General features: G+C 51.4%; 18 protein-coding genes and 1 riboswitch. Of the genes, 2 read left to right on the top strand and 16 right to left on the bottom strand.

The window, feature by feature from the left end; all coding sequences use genetic code 11:
- Nucleotides 1–12: 12 nt before the first annotated feature.
- The 7 genes from ribE to ACZYR9_RS08540 form a co-directional block, all read right to left on the bottom strand.
- Nucleotides 13–675: a riboflavin synthase gene (ribE, locus tag ACZYR9_RS08570; RefSeq protein ID WP_488978055.1), complete on the bottom strand. Its 663-nt coding sequence runs from the start codon at nt 673–675 to the stop codon at nt 13–15.
- A 3-nt stretch (nt 676–678) separates the two neighbouring features.
- Nucleotides 679–1,827, bottom strand: a complete 1,149-nt coding sequence (gene ribD / locus ACZYR9_RS08565; protein WP_488978054.1) for a bifunctional diaminohydroxyphosphoribosylaminopyrimidine deaminase/5-amino-6-(5-phosphoribosylamino)uracil reductase RibD — start codon at nt 1,825–1,827, stop codon at nt 679–681.
- A gap of 269 nt (nt 1,828–2,096) precedes the next feature.
- Nucleotides 2,097–2,276, bottom strand: a riboswitch (FMN riboswitch).
- A 66-nt stretch (nt 2,277–2,342) separates the two neighbouring features.
- Entirely contained in the window at nt 2,343–2,774 is a 432-nt protein-coding gene (locus ACZYR9_RS08560; protein WP_488978053.1) for a peptidylprolyl isomerase, read from the bottom strand.
- Between the two features lie 176 nt (nt 2,775–2,950).
- Entirely contained in the window at nt 2,951–4,282 is a 1,332-nt protein-coding gene (lysA, locus tag ACZYR9_RS08555) for a diaminopimelate decarboxylase (RefSeq protein WP_488978052.1), read from the bottom strand.
- A 125-nt stretch (nt 4,283–4,407) separates the two neighbouring features.
- Nucleotides 4,408–6,168: a spore germination protein gene (locus tag ACZYR9_RS08550; protein WP_488978051.1), complete on the bottom strand. Its 1,761-nt coding sequence runs from the start codon at nt 6,166–6,168 to the stop codon at nt 4,408–4,410.
- Between the two features lie 30 nt (nt 6,169–6,198).
- On the bottom strand, nt 6,199–6,627 hold the full coding sequence (locus ACZYR9_RS08545; protein ID WP_488978050.1) for a stage V sporulation protein AB: 429 nt from the start codon (nt 6,625–6,627) through the stop codon (nt 6,199–6,201).
- Nucleotides 6,608–7,264 carry a stage V sporulation protein AA gene (locus ACZYR9_RS08540; RefSeq protein WP_488978049.1) on the bottom strand — a complete coding sequence of 219 codons (657 nt, stop codon included), beginning with the start codon at nt 7,262–7,264 and terminating at the stop codon, nt 6,608–6,610. Before ACZYR9_RS08540 ends, ACZYR9_RS08545 begins: the two co-directional genes overlap by 20 nt.
- A 189-nt stretch (nt 7,265–7,453) precedes the next feature.
- On the opposite strand from ACZYR9_RS08540, the gene ACZYR9_RS08535 reads away from it, so the two are divergent.
- Nucleotides 7,454–7,663 carry a DUF378 domain-containing protein gene (locus ACZYR9_RS08535; protein ID WP_488978048.1) on the top strand — a complete coding sequence of 70 codons (210 nt, stop codon included), beginning with the start codon at nt 7,454–7,456 and terminating at the stop codon, nt 7,661–7,663.
- A gap of 51 nt (nt 7,664–7,714) precedes the next feature.
- On the opposite strand, the gene sigF is transcribed toward ACZYR9_RS08535, so the two are convergent.
- From sigF to ACZYR9_RS08495, 8 genes are all read right to left on the bottom strand, one after another.
- Nucleotides 7,715–8,470: an RNA polymerase sporulation sigma factor SigF gene (sigF, locus tag ACZYR9_RS08530; protein WP_488978047.1), complete on the bottom strand. Its 756-nt coding sequence runs from the start codon at nt 8,468–8,470 to the stop codon at nt 7,715–7,717.
- Between the two features lie 12 nt (nt 8,471–8,482).
- Nucleotides 8,483–8,929 carry an anti-sigma F factor gene (gene spoIIAB / locus ACZYR9_RS08525; RefSeq protein WP_488978046.1) on the bottom strand — a complete coding sequence of 149 codons (447 nt, stop codon included), beginning with the start codon at nt 8,927–8,929 and terminating at the stop codon, nt 8,483–8,485.
- Nucleotides 8,926–9,279: an anti-sigma F factor antagonist gene (spoIIAA, locus tag ACZYR9_RS08520; protein WP_488978045.1), complete on the bottom strand. Its 354-nt coding sequence runs from the start codon at nt 9,277–9,279 to the stop codon at nt 8,926–8,928. Before spoIIAA ends, spoIIAB begins: the two co-directional genes overlap by 4 nt.
- 200 nt (nt 9,280–9,479) lie before the next feature.
- Nucleotides 9,480–10,658: a D-alanyl-D-alanine carboxypeptidase family protein gene (locus ACZYR9_RS08515; protein WP_488978044.1), complete on the bottom strand. Its 1,179-nt coding sequence runs from the start codon at nt 10,656–10,658 to the stop codon at nt 9,480–9,482.
- 238 nt (nt 10,659–10,896) lie between these two features.
- Nucleotides 10,897–11,385 (bottom strand): YhcN/YlaJ family sporulation lipoprotein, encoded by a 489-nt coding sequence (locus ACZYR9_RS08510; RefSeq protein ID WP_488978043.1) that lies wholly within the window; start codon nt 11,383–11,385, stop codon nt 10,897–10,899.
- A 209-nt stretch (nt 11,386–11,594) separates the two neighbouring features.
- Nucleotides 11,595–11,795: a hypothetical protein gene (locus ACZYR9_RS08505; protein WP_488978042.1), complete on the bottom strand. Its 201-nt coding sequence runs from the start codon at nt 11,793–11,795 to the stop codon at nt 11,595–11,597.
- A gap of 81 nt (nt 11,796–11,876) precedes the next feature.
- Entirely contained in the window at nt 11,877–13,208 is a 1,332-nt protein-coding gene (locus ACZYR9_RS08500; RefSeq protein WP_488978041.1) for a pyrimidine-nucleoside phosphorylase, read from the bottom strand.
- Between the two features lie 106 nt (nt 13,209–13,314).
- Nucleotides 13,315–13,692: a cupredoxin domain-containing protein gene (locus ACZYR9_RS08495; RefSeq protein WP_488978040.1), complete on the bottom strand. Its 378-nt coding sequence runs from the start codon at nt 13,690–13,692 to the stop codon at nt 13,315–13,317.
- 252 nt (nt 13,693–13,944) lie between these two features.
- Between ACZYR9_RS08495 and ACZYR9_RS08490 the strand changes: the two genes are divergently transcribed.
- Complete coding sequence (locus ACZYR9_RS08490) at nt 13,945–14,091, top strand: hypothetical protein (protein ID WP_488978039.1); 147 nt, start codon at nt 13,945–13,947, stop codon at nt 14,089–14,091.
- A gap of 637 nt (nt 14,092–14,728) precedes the next feature.
- Here ACZYR9_RS08490 and ACZYR9_RS08485 read toward each other — a convergent pair.
- Nucleotides 14,729–15,580 (bottom strand): purine-nucleoside phosphorylase, encoded by an 852-nt coding sequence (locus tag ACZYR9_RS08485; RefSeq protein ID WP_488978038.1) that lies wholly within the window; start codon nt 15,578–15,580, stop codon nt 14,729–14,731.
- Nucleotides 15,581–15,601 lie beyond the last annotated feature (21 nt).

Below are 15,601 nucleotides of genomic sequence, written 5' to 3'. Positions count from 1 at the left end.
AGACGCTTCAATTTACATGAAACCATTCTCCGTAAGAAAAGCTTCGGTCAGCCTTGTCTTCTGCGAACTCACCGTACCGCCGCTGCGGAATGTCATGAGCCTCTCCAGATACTTGCCCAGCACATCGCCTTCCAGATTGACCTCGTCTCCCTGCTTCTTGTACTGAAGCACCGTCTCGGCGAGCGTATGCGGTATGATCGATACGGTAAACGAATTCTCCGTCACCTCGACGACGGTAAGGCTGATGCCGTCGATCGTAATGGAGCCGTGAGGAATGATATATTTTAAGATACCCGGATCACGCGGCTCCACACGGAAAACGACCGCATTCTCTTCCGGGGTTCTGCCCGTAATGACTCCGGTTGTATCCACGTGTCCCTGGACGATATGACCGCCGAAGCGTCCGTTGGCCGGCATGGCGCGTTCCAGGTTGACCGGAGCCCCGGTTGCCAGCCGGGACAAATTGGTTCGACGGTACGTTTCGGGCATCACATCCACCGTAAAGGCAGACTCGTCGAAAGTAACGACCGTGAGACATACCCCGTTCACCGAAATACTGTCCCCAAGCTTGACGTCGGAAAGAATCCGATGAGCACCGATCGTCAGCACCATAGCCTGCCCTTGCTTAGCCATGCGCCGCAGTGTGCCGATTTCTTCAATGATGCCTGTGAACATCCGTTACACCCCGCTTTCACTTTCAGTATCACTCTCTGCTTCATACCGGGGATAACCGGTAATGCAGATATCGTTATCAAAACGTTGAACCTCCATGCGCTCCAGCGCAATCGCATCCCTCATCCGTTCCATGCCGGGAAAATCGAAATTGCCCGGGGCCGCCCCTCCACCGCCGATAATCTTGGGTGCGTAGAAGAGCACCAATTTGTCCACAAGGCGCGCATGGAGCAGCGAGCCGCTCAGCTTGCCGCCGCCTTCGACCAGCAGCGAGCCGATCTCGCGCTCGCCGAGCCGCTCCATGGCGGCGCGGAGGTCGACTGCCGGCCCCGGGCCGCAGTCGATGATTTCGACGCCGAGCGCTTCGAGCTCGCGGCGGCGCGCTTGAGGCGCCCGTTCGGTCGTCAGCACGACCGTAGGCGCCTCCCCGTCCCGCACGACCCGTGCGTCGTGCGGAATTCGCAGCGTCGAGTCGACGACGATGCGTACGGGATTCAGACCCGGGACCGGAAGCCGGGTCGTTAAAGCCGGATCATCGGCCAGCACCGTGCCGATGCCGACCATAATCGCCTGATGACGATGGCGCAGCGTGTGGACGTACGAACGGGAAGCGCCGCCCGTTATCCACTTGCTGTCGCCTGTTTCGGCGGCGATTTTGCCGTCCAGCGTGCTGGCGCTCTTGACGGTGACGAAGGGTCGGCGGGTAACAATGTACCTGTTGAACGCTTCGTTCAGCTCGATGGCCTCCCGCTCAAGCACGCCAACCGTCACCTCAATGCCGCTTTCGCGCAGCCTGGCGATACCGCTCCCCGCAACCAGCGGGTTGGGGTCCGTCGCTGCGACGACGACCCGTTTTACGCCTTCACGAATGAGCCGGTCACTGCAAGGAGGCGTCTTGCCGTAATGACTGCAGGGCTCCAGCGTAACGTACGCCGTACTGCCCTGCGCTTGACTGCCGGCCATCTGCAGCGCATGAATTTCGGCATGCGCCTCTCCCCGTTTCAAATGAGCGCCCATGCCGACCACTCGGCCTTCCTTGACCAGTACGCAGCCGACAACCGGATTAATGCCGGTTTGCCCGGAGGCGGAAGCGGCCAGCTGCAGGGCAAGCCGCATATAAAACTCATCGTTGATCTCGTCCAACGGCATCGTCATGGTCCGCCCCCCATTCTCATAGATGATATCGCCGGTCAGACACCTGAAACCGACGCGAAAAGCCCCTTTTCGGATAGCAAAAAGGGGCTTGGGATCTAACGTATGGGAATGCCGTGAAATTGCACAAGAAACAGGGCGCCGGCCGACACGGTTAATGCCCATAACAAGTCATTCTATAGACTTGTCAGACATCAACAAATAGACGGATGCGCAGCTTCATTTGTGAAAATACGTACATACGCAACGTACAAGATTTATTCTTGTTTCGCTCTTCCCTTCTCCCATCCAGACTATACTGTCGGTCTCGGAATTTCACCGAGTCCACCGGCAGCGGACGCTCGTCTCATAAGAAGAGAACTGCCGCCGCACGGGTCACGGACTGAGTCAAGCCGCTTACGCTGCTTGACATCACCGCCGGTTGGGAATTTCACCCTGCCCCGAAGGTTCCAGCTATGCTATTTTTAAAAAACAGTATACCGCTTGGAGTAAGCTTTGTCTATACCGGTTCGGTTAAATTACACTTCCGAGACTTGAACAGACTCCATTTTGTCACGGCCTTTGAACACATCGACATGCTCCATGCCTTTAATCACTTTGCCGAACACCGTGTGCTGTCCGTCCAGATGCGGCTGAGGCTGGTAGCAAATATAGAACTGGCTTCCACCGGTATTACGGCCTGCATGCGCCATAGCCAGCGTGCCGCGCTCATGTTTGTTCGGGTTGATTTCGCAGTTGATGGTGTACCCGGGACCGCCGGTTCCCGTACCGTGAGGGCAGCCGCCTTGAGCTACAAATCCGGGAATGACGCGGTGGAATACAACGCCGTTATAGAAACCGGAGTTGGCCAGCTTCTCAAAGTTAGCTACCGTGTTTGGAGCATCCTTGTCGAACAGTTCCAATACGATTTCGTTGCCGTCAGCCATTTTGATGGTCGCTTGCTTTGCCATAGTATATACATCTCCTTATTTTCTTCGTATATGTAACCGGAAATTATGCTTTAGCAGATCTCCCAGCTTGTCCTCACTTATTTTACTATGAAAATCAGTTCCGCACAAATGGTAAGTGACCGCCCAGAAAAAAAAGACGTGAAAAACGCTCAGCCACCGGCTGAGCGTCTCCTTCATTATCTTGTTTTCGATACCTGCTTCATCCGTTCAGGCACAACGTCGTTGCCCACAAGATCCTCGAATGTCTCACGTTTGACCACCACGTCGGCTTGCCCGTCTTTCACAAAGACGACCGCCGGACGACGTATGCGGTTATAATTGCTTGCCATCGCATAGTTGTATGCGCCGGTGCAGGCTACGGCCAGCAAGTCCCCTGTCTGCACCTTCGGCAGATTTACATCCCAGATCAGCATATCTCCGCTTTCGCAGCATTTGCCTGCAATGGAAACGAGCTCCTCATTCTCAGCCTGTGCGCGATTGGCCAGCATCGCTTCATACTGTGCTCCGTACAGTGCCGGACGCGGATTATCCGTCATCCCTCCGTCCACAGCTACATACTTGCGGACGCCCGGGATGTCCTTATACGTGCCGACGGTATACAGCGTCGTTCCCGCATCGCCCACAATGCTGCGACCCGGCTCCGTCCAAATTTCCGGAAGCGGATATTCATGCTTGCCGAAATTGCTGCGGACCGCTTCAGTGATCGCTTTGACATATTCTGCTACAGGCAAGGGCGTATCTCCCTCTACATAACGGATGCCGAAACCGCCGCCCAGATTGATCACGCTAAACGTGACATCAAGCTCCTGGCGTGCCTTCAAGGCAAAATCCGTTACTTTGTCCACCGCCAAACGGAATCCGCCGACTTCGAAAATCTGTGAACCGATATGCGAATGCACGCCGAGCAGATTCAAATGAGACAGGCCTGAAGCTTCCTTGACCGCCTGCATGGCGGAGCCGTTCTCCAAATCGAATCCGAATTTCGAATCCGTTTGGCCCGTTGAAATATATTCATGCGTATGCGCATCCACTCCCGGAGTAATGCGCAGCAGAATGTTCACCTTTTGCTTTTTCTCGGCTGCAATGGCGTTTAGCATTTGCAGCTCCACGAAATTATCGACAACGAAGCAGCCGATATTCGCATCGACGGCCATCTCCAGTTCGAACGGCGTTTTATTGTTCCCGTGGAAATGAATCCGTTCCGCCGGAAAGCCCGCCTGCAGCGCGGTAAACAGCTCGCCGTCGGACACCACGTCCAGCGACATGCCTTCTTCTTCCACGATGCGGCACATCGCCATGACGCTAAACGCCTTGCTGGCGTATGCCACCTGGAAGCGTAGGCCTGATTGGCGGAAAGCTTCCACAAATTCGCGGCACCGCTGACGGATCAGCGCTTCGTCCACGACGTAAAGCGGAGTTCCGAATTGACTTGCCAGTTCTACTGTATCGCAGCCGCCAATTTCAAGGTGGCCGTTAACATTGATTTTACTTGTGCCGTGTAGATACATCGTGTGTTATTCCCTCTTCCCTTACAAGACATTACTTCTAAAGTAACACAGATGGACTCGGACTGACAACAAGCAAAAGCTTTCCTATAAACTATAAAATCCTTAAGGTTGTCCGGGCGATGCGATTAAGGCTGCGGCTGCCTCGTTCTGTCTGTCGTTTTGGTGATGCTCAGCCGCGTCTTCATTGACATAAACGGACGTCTGATCAAGATATCCGCCATCGCTTTGGCGTTAAACGGGATAAACGGCCATAAATACGGCGTATTGTAGGATCTCTGAAGCGCAAGCATAAGCACCAGCAAGGTAGAGCCGATGATAAGACCGGGAACCTTGAATGCCGCCGTAGCGAGCAGCAGTCCCACACGGGCCAAACGATTCGCCAGGCTCAGCTCGTAGCTTGGCGTGGCAAAGGTGCCGACGGCGGCCACGGCGAGATACAAAATCACCTCGTTGACAAATAATCCGGTTTTCACCGCCACGTCGCCGATCAATATCGCCGCAACCAAACCCATGGCCGTCGCCAGCGGTGTCGGAGTATGAACGGCTGCCATCCGCATCAGATCAAGACCGAGCTCCGAAATCATAAACTGGCCGAGTATGGGAATTTTTGTCGCCTTTTGCGGACCGATGAACTCCAGCCCCGCAGGCTTCAGCTCCGGGGATGTGACCATCAGCATCCAAAGCGGCAGCAGGAAGAGCGACGCGGCGATACCGAGAAACCGGACCCAACGTAAGTATGATCCGACAAGCGGCGTTTGCCTGTATTCTTCCGCATGCTGGACATGGTGAAAGAACGTTGTCGGCAGAATCATGACGGAAGGCGATGTGTCTACAAACACGATCAGGTGCCCTTCCAGCAAATGCGCGGAGACGACATCGGGGCGTTCAGAGAACCGAACCATAGGGTAAGGGTTCCACCCTTTGCCGATAATCGCTTCCTCCAGCTGCTTTTCCGCCAGTGGCATCCCGTCCACTTCAACCTGCTTAATCTTGTCACGAACCGCTTCAATTAAATTTTTGTCGCAGATGTCTTGAATGTACCCGATACATATATCCGTCTGAGTCCGTCTGCCGGCTTGAGTAATCTCCAGCTTCAAACGGGGGTCGCGGATTCGACGGCGCACTAGGGTTACGTTGGTCAGCAGTGTCTCAACAAAGCCGTCCCGCGATCCGCGCACCACCCGCTCCAGTTCAGGCTCCTCCGTAGAGCGCACAGGGAAGCTTTTGGCGTCCACCAGCACCGCTTCGTCATGTCCCTCGAAGAAAAAAGCCGTTCCTCCCATAGCCACATCTTTAATCGCATCCTCAAGCTTTTTTGTCTTTTTTACTTGAATATGAGGAATCAGTGCTTGATCGAAAAGCGTGATCACATCGAGCTTTCCCCCGTCTCGTCCACCTTCAGCGGCTCCGCGGCCGTCCTCCCGGTATCCTTGATCCGCATAGGAGAGGCGCATCAGAATATCGGTCAGCACCGTATCCTTGGCGAAGCCGTTATAGTAGAAAATCCCGGTATTCTGACCTCCAAACACCATTTCCCGGAATACAACATCGAAGCTTTTGTTCAAGCCCACCTGCTCTTCCAGCTGTCTTTTCAAGCGCCCGAAATCTTTGGAAATGGAAGCATCCTCCATCAGCTCCCGCTCATCTTCTGTCAAAGACCATTCCTTATGAAAAGAGCTCGGCTCTTGCTTGGGGCTGCCGCCGGACGGGGCGTCGGATTCATCGGTATGCTGCGGCAGCTCCGATCCGGTACCGGGGTTATCCACAATGTTTCCTTCGCTGTCTATAATCAGCTTTTCCTCCGATAGCTCGTGTTCCCTATCTTCTCTCTCATTGCCCGATCCCGCCCTGCCCCTTAATAGCCTAGCTTTTTTAAACGGCTTCATCCGTTTTAACCTCCTTGGTTCGAATACGGATCATTTCAGCACATCCAGCCAATCCATCAGAGAACCGATGACTTTGCCGAAAATCATCGCCATCAGCAGCCAAATCATGAAGGATTCCATTCGGATCCGCTTGGCTAAAATCGGCAGCACATTGATAACTTCCGTCAGCGCGGCCGCAAGCATTCCCACAAAACTGCCGGCAAAAAGACCGAACAATGCCGCAGACATAGGAAAAAGAAAGTACGTCCACTCAAAAAAATCCGTCAGCGTAAAAAATGTCGAGCCAAGAATAACGGCTGTTTCATACCAGCGGATATGGTTATAGGATCGGGTTACTTGAGCTAACCGGGGAATCACATCCAGCACCACTAAGAACGCTACCATCCCGCTGCCGATCGCCAGCCCTCCGCCGATCCCGACGAATATCTGGAGCAGCCCGTTAAGGATCCCGATGAGCATTCGCCTCCTCCCTGCGTTGCTTTTCCTGCAATTTTACATATTCCTCCGTAATCATGTAATGATTTACGTTCTCTTGATACATAAACATCTCCACTTCAAGCGGGCTCGGTTCTTCATTGAATTTTTTCTTGAACAAATGGTTGAAAAACGTCATCATCCCGATGCCGATCCCGATCGAATAAGGAATTTGCAGAAGCAGCGGATGCTCCGTCTCCTCCCCGGTGAGGAGCTTATAAATATGCCGATGCACCTCGGCCATGCTTACATCCGCGTGAAAGTTCATAATAGCTAACCCCGACCCTATAAACAGCAGCAGCCAGACAAGCGCGATCAGCAGCAGGCTCGGAGGCTTCGTGCGGCCTTGGATCTCAATCAGCGCATGAGGTTCTCCGAAATGCTCGATTTGCATGGAAGGGTAGAGCTCCTTCACCTTGCGAACAATCAGCATCATATCGACCAGCACCAGGCTCCCGTCCTGCACATGAGGACGGTACAGCTCCAGCATCTGCAGCTTTTGCTCATATTCCGGCTCCGCCAGCAACTGTGCAATTTGTCCCAGATATACCGGTTCGCCGCGGCGCACTTTTATTTTTTTGCGCAAACGTATATACAGGGATGGAACAGAGGCACGCTGCATGTTGCGGTTCCTCCCTTTTGACGGAGTTCGTCTTGTGTGCCTTAGTATGAATAAAAAACCAATAGCATAAACCCGTTAAAGCTTGGAAAAAATTAACTTTCCATTGGCAGCATAATTAGAGATCTTTTCACAGAACTTAAGCTGTAAGAAGACGAATACACACTCACACACAAGGAAGGTGTCATAGACATGACCAAAACAGCCCTAACGCTCGTGATCATCGGGGCACTGAACTGGCTGCTTGTGGGCTTATTTGAATGGGATTTGGTAGCGGCGCTGCTTGGAGGAGCTGTCCACCGCGAATCTTCCGGCCTTAGCCGTATCGTCTATACGTTGGTCGGACTTTCAGGCCTATACTGCATCGGACTGCTGTTTCGCGACGACGCAAGAGCCAGATAAATGTTCGGGAATAAACGAAAAGAGGTCGAGCCCCGGCTCGTCCTCTTTACTTCACTGCGCGATTTGGTTTTTAATGGATTGCAGTATTTTTTTCTCCAGCCGGGATACCTGAACTTGGGATATACCCAGACGGGCTGCGACTTCGGATTGGGTCTGATCTCGGAAATACCGCAGATAAACGATCAAACGCTCCCGCTCGCTTAGTGATCCGATCGCTTCGTTGAGCGCAAGCTTGTCAAACCACTTTTCCTGAGCTTCGTCAGCAATTTGATCCATCAGCGTGATCGGATCTCCGTCATTCTCAAAGACGGTCTCGTGAATGGAGGACAGCGGCTTGTTTGCCTCTTGAGCGAAAACGACATCCTCAGGGGAAATATCGAGCTCATCGGCCACTTCCTTCACCGTAGGCAGCCTGCCGTTCCGTTTGGAAAGCTCGTCCTTGGTTTTGCGGATTTTATTGGCCAGCTCCTTGAGAGAACGGCTGACCTTCAACGTACCGTCGTCCCTAAGGAAACGCTGAATTTCCCCAATAATCATAGGGACGGCATAAGTCGAAAACTTCACATCATACGAAAGATCAAACTTGTCCACCGACTTTAACAGACCGATACAGCCGATCTGAAACAAATCCTCTGCTTCATAGCCGCGGTTTAGAAACCGCTGTACAACCGACCATACCAGACGGATATTGCAGTTCACCAGTGTTTCCCTGGCAAGCGTATCCCCTGATTGGCTTAACGCGATCAAGCGTTTGACTTCGGCATCGTCCAAATAACTATGGGAGGCGTTCTTCAAATCCACATCCATATGATCAGACCCCTAATTGAATAAAGCTTTTTTCGATTCGATTCGCTTCTTCATTCTGATGGTGGTGCCTGTTCCAAGCGCGGTAGTGACCTCGATTTCATCCATGAAATTTTCCATGATCGTAAAGCCCATGCCCGAGCGTTCCAGCTCCGGTTTGGAAGTATACAGCGGCTGCTTCGCCAGATCCAGGTCCTCGATGCCCGCCCCCTGATCTTCCACCGTAATCGTCACGATATCTCCTTCGATTTGTGCGTTAATGATTACCACACCATCCGGACGGTTATCGTATCCGTGGATAATGCAATTGGTCACGGCCTCCGAAACAACGGTTTTGATATCCGTCAATTCATTCAAGGTCGGGTCGAGTTGAGACACGAAAGCGGCAACAGTGACGCGTGCGAACGATTCATTTTCAGAGCGGCTTGCAAACTGAAGACTCATAAAGTTGCGTTCACTCATGATACGACCTCCAGACTTTGGATCGCTTTTCTTTCGTTATCCTGGATCGATAAGATTTTGAACAGGCCTGACATTTCCAGAAGACGGTATACGGACGGATTCACGTCACATACCACCATCTTTCCGCCTCTGGCCGTAATCAGCTTATAGCGTCCAAGAATCACTCCAAGTCCCGAGCTATCCATGAATGTCAATTCCTTCAAGCTCAAAATGATGTGGCTGCTGTCGCCCCTGAGAATCGCTTCTTCCATTTTCGTCTTTACAGTGTCCGCCGTATGATGGTCAAGCTCGCCACGAAGCCTTACAATCAGCATTTTACGATAATGTTCAAGTTCGATTTGCAAACTCAAACTGCTCACTCCTTCCCGTCTATGCCCTCTCATTTCTACGCAGGAGAAACCATTTCCTGCCCCCCCGACAAAACTAGAAGAAAAGCGCCAGAACTAGAAGAATTGCGACACAATGCGCAAGGAAAGCCAAAATCCCCGCTCGTTGCCAGTCTCTACGGGGATTCTTGGTGTCATTGGATGCTTGGCATCGTATTCCGTCATCAATCAAGGAAAAGCATGCGTTTGGCTGTCCGTTTCGTCAGCGTCCACAAGCCGGCTTTTTTCACTTCTACCGGTGACTCCAGCGCAAACTCGGTGAGCACCTGATCGTTTTTATAAACGACCAGCTTGCCAATCGGCTGACCCGCCGCGACCGGCGCCTTCAAATCAGGCATTAACTGCAGCTCGTGACGAATGCCGCTTCCCGCTTCGCCCTTCTTGAGCAGGACGCTGTACGGATGCTTGGCCGTCAGAGGCACGGCCGTGACCTCGCCCTTGCTTACTTTCATTTCTCCCATCGTATCGCCGGTTTTGTAAATAGGGAGGTTCGTAAACTGGGAGAAGGCGTAGTCAAAAAGTTTGGTGACCTCCGCATTGCGGGTCTTGGTATCGGGTTCGCCCATGACAACGGAAATGACACGGAGATTGTCCCTCTTGGCTGTTGCGGACAAACAAAATTTCGCCTCACTGGTATAACCGGTTTTCAACCCGTCAGCTCCGCTATAGAAACGAACCAATTTATTCGTATTCACCAACCAGAACGGCTTAGGCGTGTCTTTTCTCAAGTAATCCTGATACAGGCCTGTAAATTTCGTGATTTCTTCATGCTTCAGCAGCTCTTTGGACATCAGTGCAATATCATACGCCGAAGAATAGTGATTCTCCGCAGGAAGCCCGTTCGGATTAACAAAACGGGTATTTTTCATGCCCAGCTGCAATGCTCGCTCGTTCATCATACGCACGAACGCCTCCTCCGAGCCTGCAATTTTCTCGGCCATAGCCACAGAAGCATCATTACCTGAAGCCATGGCTATGCCTTTGAGCATGTCTTCGACCGTCATTTCCTCTCCCGGCTCCAAGAAAATTTGGGAGCCGCCCATGGAAGCGGCATATTCGCTGGTGCGCACCTTTTCATCCATTTTAATTTTCCCTTGGTCCAACGCTTCCATCACCAGCAGCATGGTCATGATCTTCGTGATGCTGGCCGGAGGCAGCTTGGCATCTTTATTTTTTTCGAATATCACGGTCCCGGAATCTGCATCGACGACAACGGCAGACGTTGAATTGGGTGTCAGGTCAATCGGCTGGGCGGCTTTGCCTTCCTCTGCCATGACGGTTGGAAGCATGAATAGAAGCAAAAGCTGGATGGATAAACCTATTTTTATCATTTTGCTGATCATTACCTGTTCTACCCCTCCTGACTGAAGCTCAAGTTTAAAGTGTTGGTATTCATTGTTGACCGATATCCAATAAATTATTCCAGCACGGCAAGAATCAAAGCACGATCAAGCCAAGTTTGAGGGGCCCGCTTCCTTCTCGACTTCGTCTTGCAGACTTTTCGTCCGCACAAAAGCCAGAGCGATCCAATGGATTCTCTGGCTTCGACGGGCAAGCCTCCCGCTGATTTATGATGCCTGCCTATTTTGCGTTCGGGAATACTCTTCGCACCATCTCGGCAAATTCCTGCACGAAGCCCGTTATCGGTCTGCCCGCCTGCACATCGTCGACATAACGGTTTACCCGGCTGACAAAATCAGGGTTAACCGAAACATAAACATTTTGAATATTCGCACCGGAGGCTCTTACCTTCTCCGCAATCTGAGCTTCGACATCCTGTGTCAATTGAGCTTGACTATCCTTTAGCACAGCGGCGACATAGGCATTGCGGCGGGCCACGAGAACGTTGGCCGATTTGACGCTGGGCACCTCGGAAACAATTTTGGCTGCAGCTTGATTGGCCACTTCAACTCTTTCTTGTGTTTCACTCAGGGGACGCGCGGTTTGCCCGGGGGCAGCTTGCGGCCGGTAGTTTTGTGCTTGCGGCCGGCTCGTACAACCGGCGGCTAACATCACCAGGCAGCAAAGAACGATCCCGAAAGTACTGAACAGCCTATAGCGAGTTTTCATTGAACTAGCCTCCCTTGGATAGACTCGCTATGTAGTATGCTTTATCCGTGACCAAGACATGCATACAAATAAAATGGTTAGACGCCAAACCAATCTTTGCACAAGGCTGTGTGTTAATTTAAATGTAAAGTTGGGCACAAAAGTAAAACCGCCTTCATGAAGGCGGTTAGGCGGTTGTTTTTAAAAATAACATATCCAATAGTTCATTCTTAGTGCCGTTTAATTGACCACGTAGCAGCATATTTTTTACGATATTTAATATCGTCCTCGGATTCAATCAGTTGAAAAGCGATCTGTTTCAGTTCTTCATCTTTTAATTCGTCGTACATTTTCTTTAAGCCCACAATGATATCATACCGAATTAATGTACCATTCTTCTCATCCGAGCATTTTTGAAAGCGATCCTCCAAATGAGCTATCACCATATTTTTTTGTTCTGAACCGGATAAAAAAACTCAAGCTTTTGAGGGCTCGAGTCGAATTGTTGTGTCTTATAGATACTTCACCCCACTTCGGGTCACAACGGCATAAATCAGCTTCAATCTCGACGCCGGGGCTTCCGTAATGGTAAATGCAGCAGCTGTCCGCTCACACAGACGGGCCGTATCCTCCGGCTCATTCCTGTTCAAGAAAAGCTCAGCAAGGGGCTCCCCGGCCTCAATGGTATCGCCGACTCGTTTGAACAGCTTGATACCGACAGCCAAATCAATGGAGTCCTCCTTCGTCGCGCGTCCTGCGCCGAGCAGCATAGCCGTAATTCCCAACGCCTCCGCATCAATCGCAGCTACGCTGCCTCCGGCACGAGAGAGGACAAATGCCCTGTACGGGGCTTCTGGCAGCCGTTCAGGCTCATCTGCAACAACCGCATCTCCTCCCTGAGCCGTGATAAATCGTTTCAGCTTCTGCAGCGCCTCACCATTGTTCAGCAGCTTGGAAACCAGCTGCTTCGCTTCTGTTTCGTCCTGCGCTTTGCCGCCCAAGAGGACCATGTGGGCGGCAAGCTCCAGGCAAAGCTCCGTCAGTTCAGCCGGACCTTGTCCTTTTAGTGTCTCTATCGCCTCGCGTACCTCCAGCGCGTTGCCGATGGACGGCCCGAGCGGTTCATCCATATTGGTGATCACCGCAACCGTCTCGCGGCCCACCTCCGTGCCAATATCCACCATGGCCTGAGCTAATCGGATAGAGTCCTCCAAAGATTTCATAAAGGCACCCCTGCCGCTTTTTACATCGAGCACAATTGCATCCGCCCCGGAAGCGATTTTCTTGCTCATAATCGAGCTTGCAATCAGCGGAATGGACTCGACGGTCGCCGTTACATCCCGCAGCGCGTACAGCTTTTTGTCCGCCGGAGTCATATTGCCGGATTGCCCCACTACGGCAAGTCCGATTTCCTTGACTTGATTTAGGAATTGCTCCTTGGAACGCTCCACCTCAAAGCCCGGAATCGCCTCCAGCTTATCGATGGTCCCCCCGGTATGTCCGAGCCCTCTTCCCGACATTTTGGCTACCGGAATTCCCGCTGCCGCCGCCAACGGCGCAAGGATCAAGGTTGTTGTATCTCCGACGCCGCCGGTGCTGTGCTTATCGACTTTAACGCCGGGAATTGAACTCAAATCCACTTGATCGCCCGAACGGGCCATCGCCATCGTAAGATCTGCCGTCTCCCGCGCCGTCATTCCATTGAAGTACACCGCCATGGCCCATGCGGACATTTGATAATCCGGAATATCTCCCCTGGTGTACCCTTCGATCAAGAAATCGAGTTCTTCCTTTGTCAGCTCGCCGCCATCTCTTTTTTTATGTATGATATCGACTGTTCTCACGCCATCCGCACCTCGCATTCCGCAATATTACAAGTATTATATGCGCCGCGGGACAAAAAGAAAAGGAAGCCGGGGTAAAAAACCCTCAAGCTTCCTGGTGCAGTCGTTATTGAACGATCAGCTTCGTTTTCATCTCCGCATGGCCTGGACCGCATGGCAGCGTACAATGAACTTCATACTCGCCCGGTTTGTCGAATGTGACTTCCATGGACTTCGTGTTGTTGTCAAGCTTCACAGGAGTGCCAACGATTTCCATCGCGTGCAGACCTTCCTTGTTTTGCAAGGAAACCGTCACTTTCTCACCGGCTTTCACGGTATATGTCGCTTCACCGAAATGATAGTTCGAAGCTACGAACTTCAATGTAGGCCCGGCTGCCGCTTCCTGTGCCATCTCCGCCTGACGAGCCGAGATATTCTGGAACAGCACTCCTGATCCGAGGAGACAAGCGATGATGAATAGTGAAAACATTGCCCATTTTTGCATAGGTAATTCCCCCCTTACTGTTAGCCGTTAAGACGTATACTCTTATTGTACAAAATACACGTCCTTTTACACATATCCTTTGATGACGAACAGGTGAAAAATTTGTGACAAATTCGGGCAATAAAACATCTTAAGCTATTATGCCCCAAGCTATTTTAGCATAAAACCTCATCTGCAACAAAAAATGCTGAAGAAAGAAATCCGTGTCGTTCAGACTGCGTTTTGGGAGTTTGAATCTTAAGAGAGCTGCTTGTGGATTTGAAAGCCGCTTCCTCGTTCAAGAAGCTTGGCCTCCTGTTCCTTCATCTTGTTAATATCCGAAACAAGACGAATACGGCAGGAAGCGCACAAGTGATGCTGGCGTATCGGCGCGCGGCAGCTATTGCAGGGATATGTTAAATTTGGATAAATACTTACTGGCAGTCTGTTGCTCTTTATAAACGAAGTGATCTCGGCAAGAGTGACTCCGGTAACTTCAAGAAGCTCATCCGTCGTGGCTCTCGGATGGTTTCGGAGAAATCCGTCGCAAAGATCATAATCGTGATCTAACAAACTCAGACAATCATTGCACATGTTCCTAACATTTTTTTGAAATACTTTGCCGCATTTCGGACAGTTGGCAACCTTTAGCATGGTCATGCTATGCCACACCCTTCTATTGATCTATATCCTGTATACCGAATAGGTATATATACTTAGTTCCTTATTCCCAATACTAGCACATGCGACCTAAATCGAATAGCCCTGATTATATAAAGTTTTCTTAACCTGAGGAGACTTTCATGAATCGCATAACCAGGCTAAAGAAAGCAATACTATAAGAGCTCAAGTACGACTTCTTGCAGGGGGAGGTGTACCGGATGTGCGCCAAACAACAAGGACATGCCAATCAAAATACAACGACAAGAACTAGCGATAAGGGTGCAAAAAAATCGAAATAAACTAAAAAAGGTATTCCCCCATCTTCTCGGGGGAATACCTTTTTTTGATGCCATGTGATCGTGAGATATCCATCACATCTTCAACGAACCTAAGATTACACGAGAACTTCCCGTACAAACCGCTTTACAAGCTCAATGAACACCGGCTTCGTCCGGTTCGCTACGTCGACCACCTGCTCGTGGGTGAGCGGCTCCAGCTCTTCTCCGATCGCCATATCGGTAATACATGAGATACCGAGCACCTTCAGGCCGGCATGACTGGCCGCAATGACCTCGCCGACAGTAGACATACCCACGGCGTCTCCTCCGAGCCGGGCCAGCATCGATAGTTCCGCAGGAGGCAAATAGTTCGGGCCGCTGATCCCGGCATAGACGCCTTCCTGCAGTCGCAAGGGCTCATTGCGCTCCTGTCCCATTTGTTCTGAAATACGTTTAGCGAGTACACGGAATTCCCGGTTGTAAGCATTGGACATATCCGGAAAACGAAGCCCTAATTCCGGATGGTTGATTCCGATTAACGGATTGTCTCCGGTCAAATTCAAATGATCGGAGATCAGCATTAAATCTCCGGCTTGAAAATGGCGGTTCATTCCTCCAGCCGCATTGGTGATCACTAACGAACGAACCCCCAGCTGCTTCATGACATAGATCGGAAACACGACTTTTTTCATCGAGTAGCCTTCATAATAGTGAAAGCGCCCCTGCATGACGATAACCGATTTGCCCTCCAGCTTGCCGATAACAAACTGACCTGCATGACCTTCTACGGTAGAAACCGGAAAATGAGGGATGCGGTCATAAGGAATCGTGACGGCATCTTCAACCTGAGCGGCCATGTCGCCAAGACCGGAGCCAAGAACAAGACCGATATCCAGCGAACGTCGATCGATCCGGTCGCTGATCCATTGAGCGGACTCCTGGATGTGCTGTACATAATTAGGTTCCATTGCTTTCACCTCTCCTTTCGA

This window comes from Paenibacillus sp. F024 (assembly GCF_057814255.1).
The sequence above is the reverse complement of the archived record's forward strand: the minus strand, read 5'-3'. Positions and strand labels throughout refer to the sequence as shown.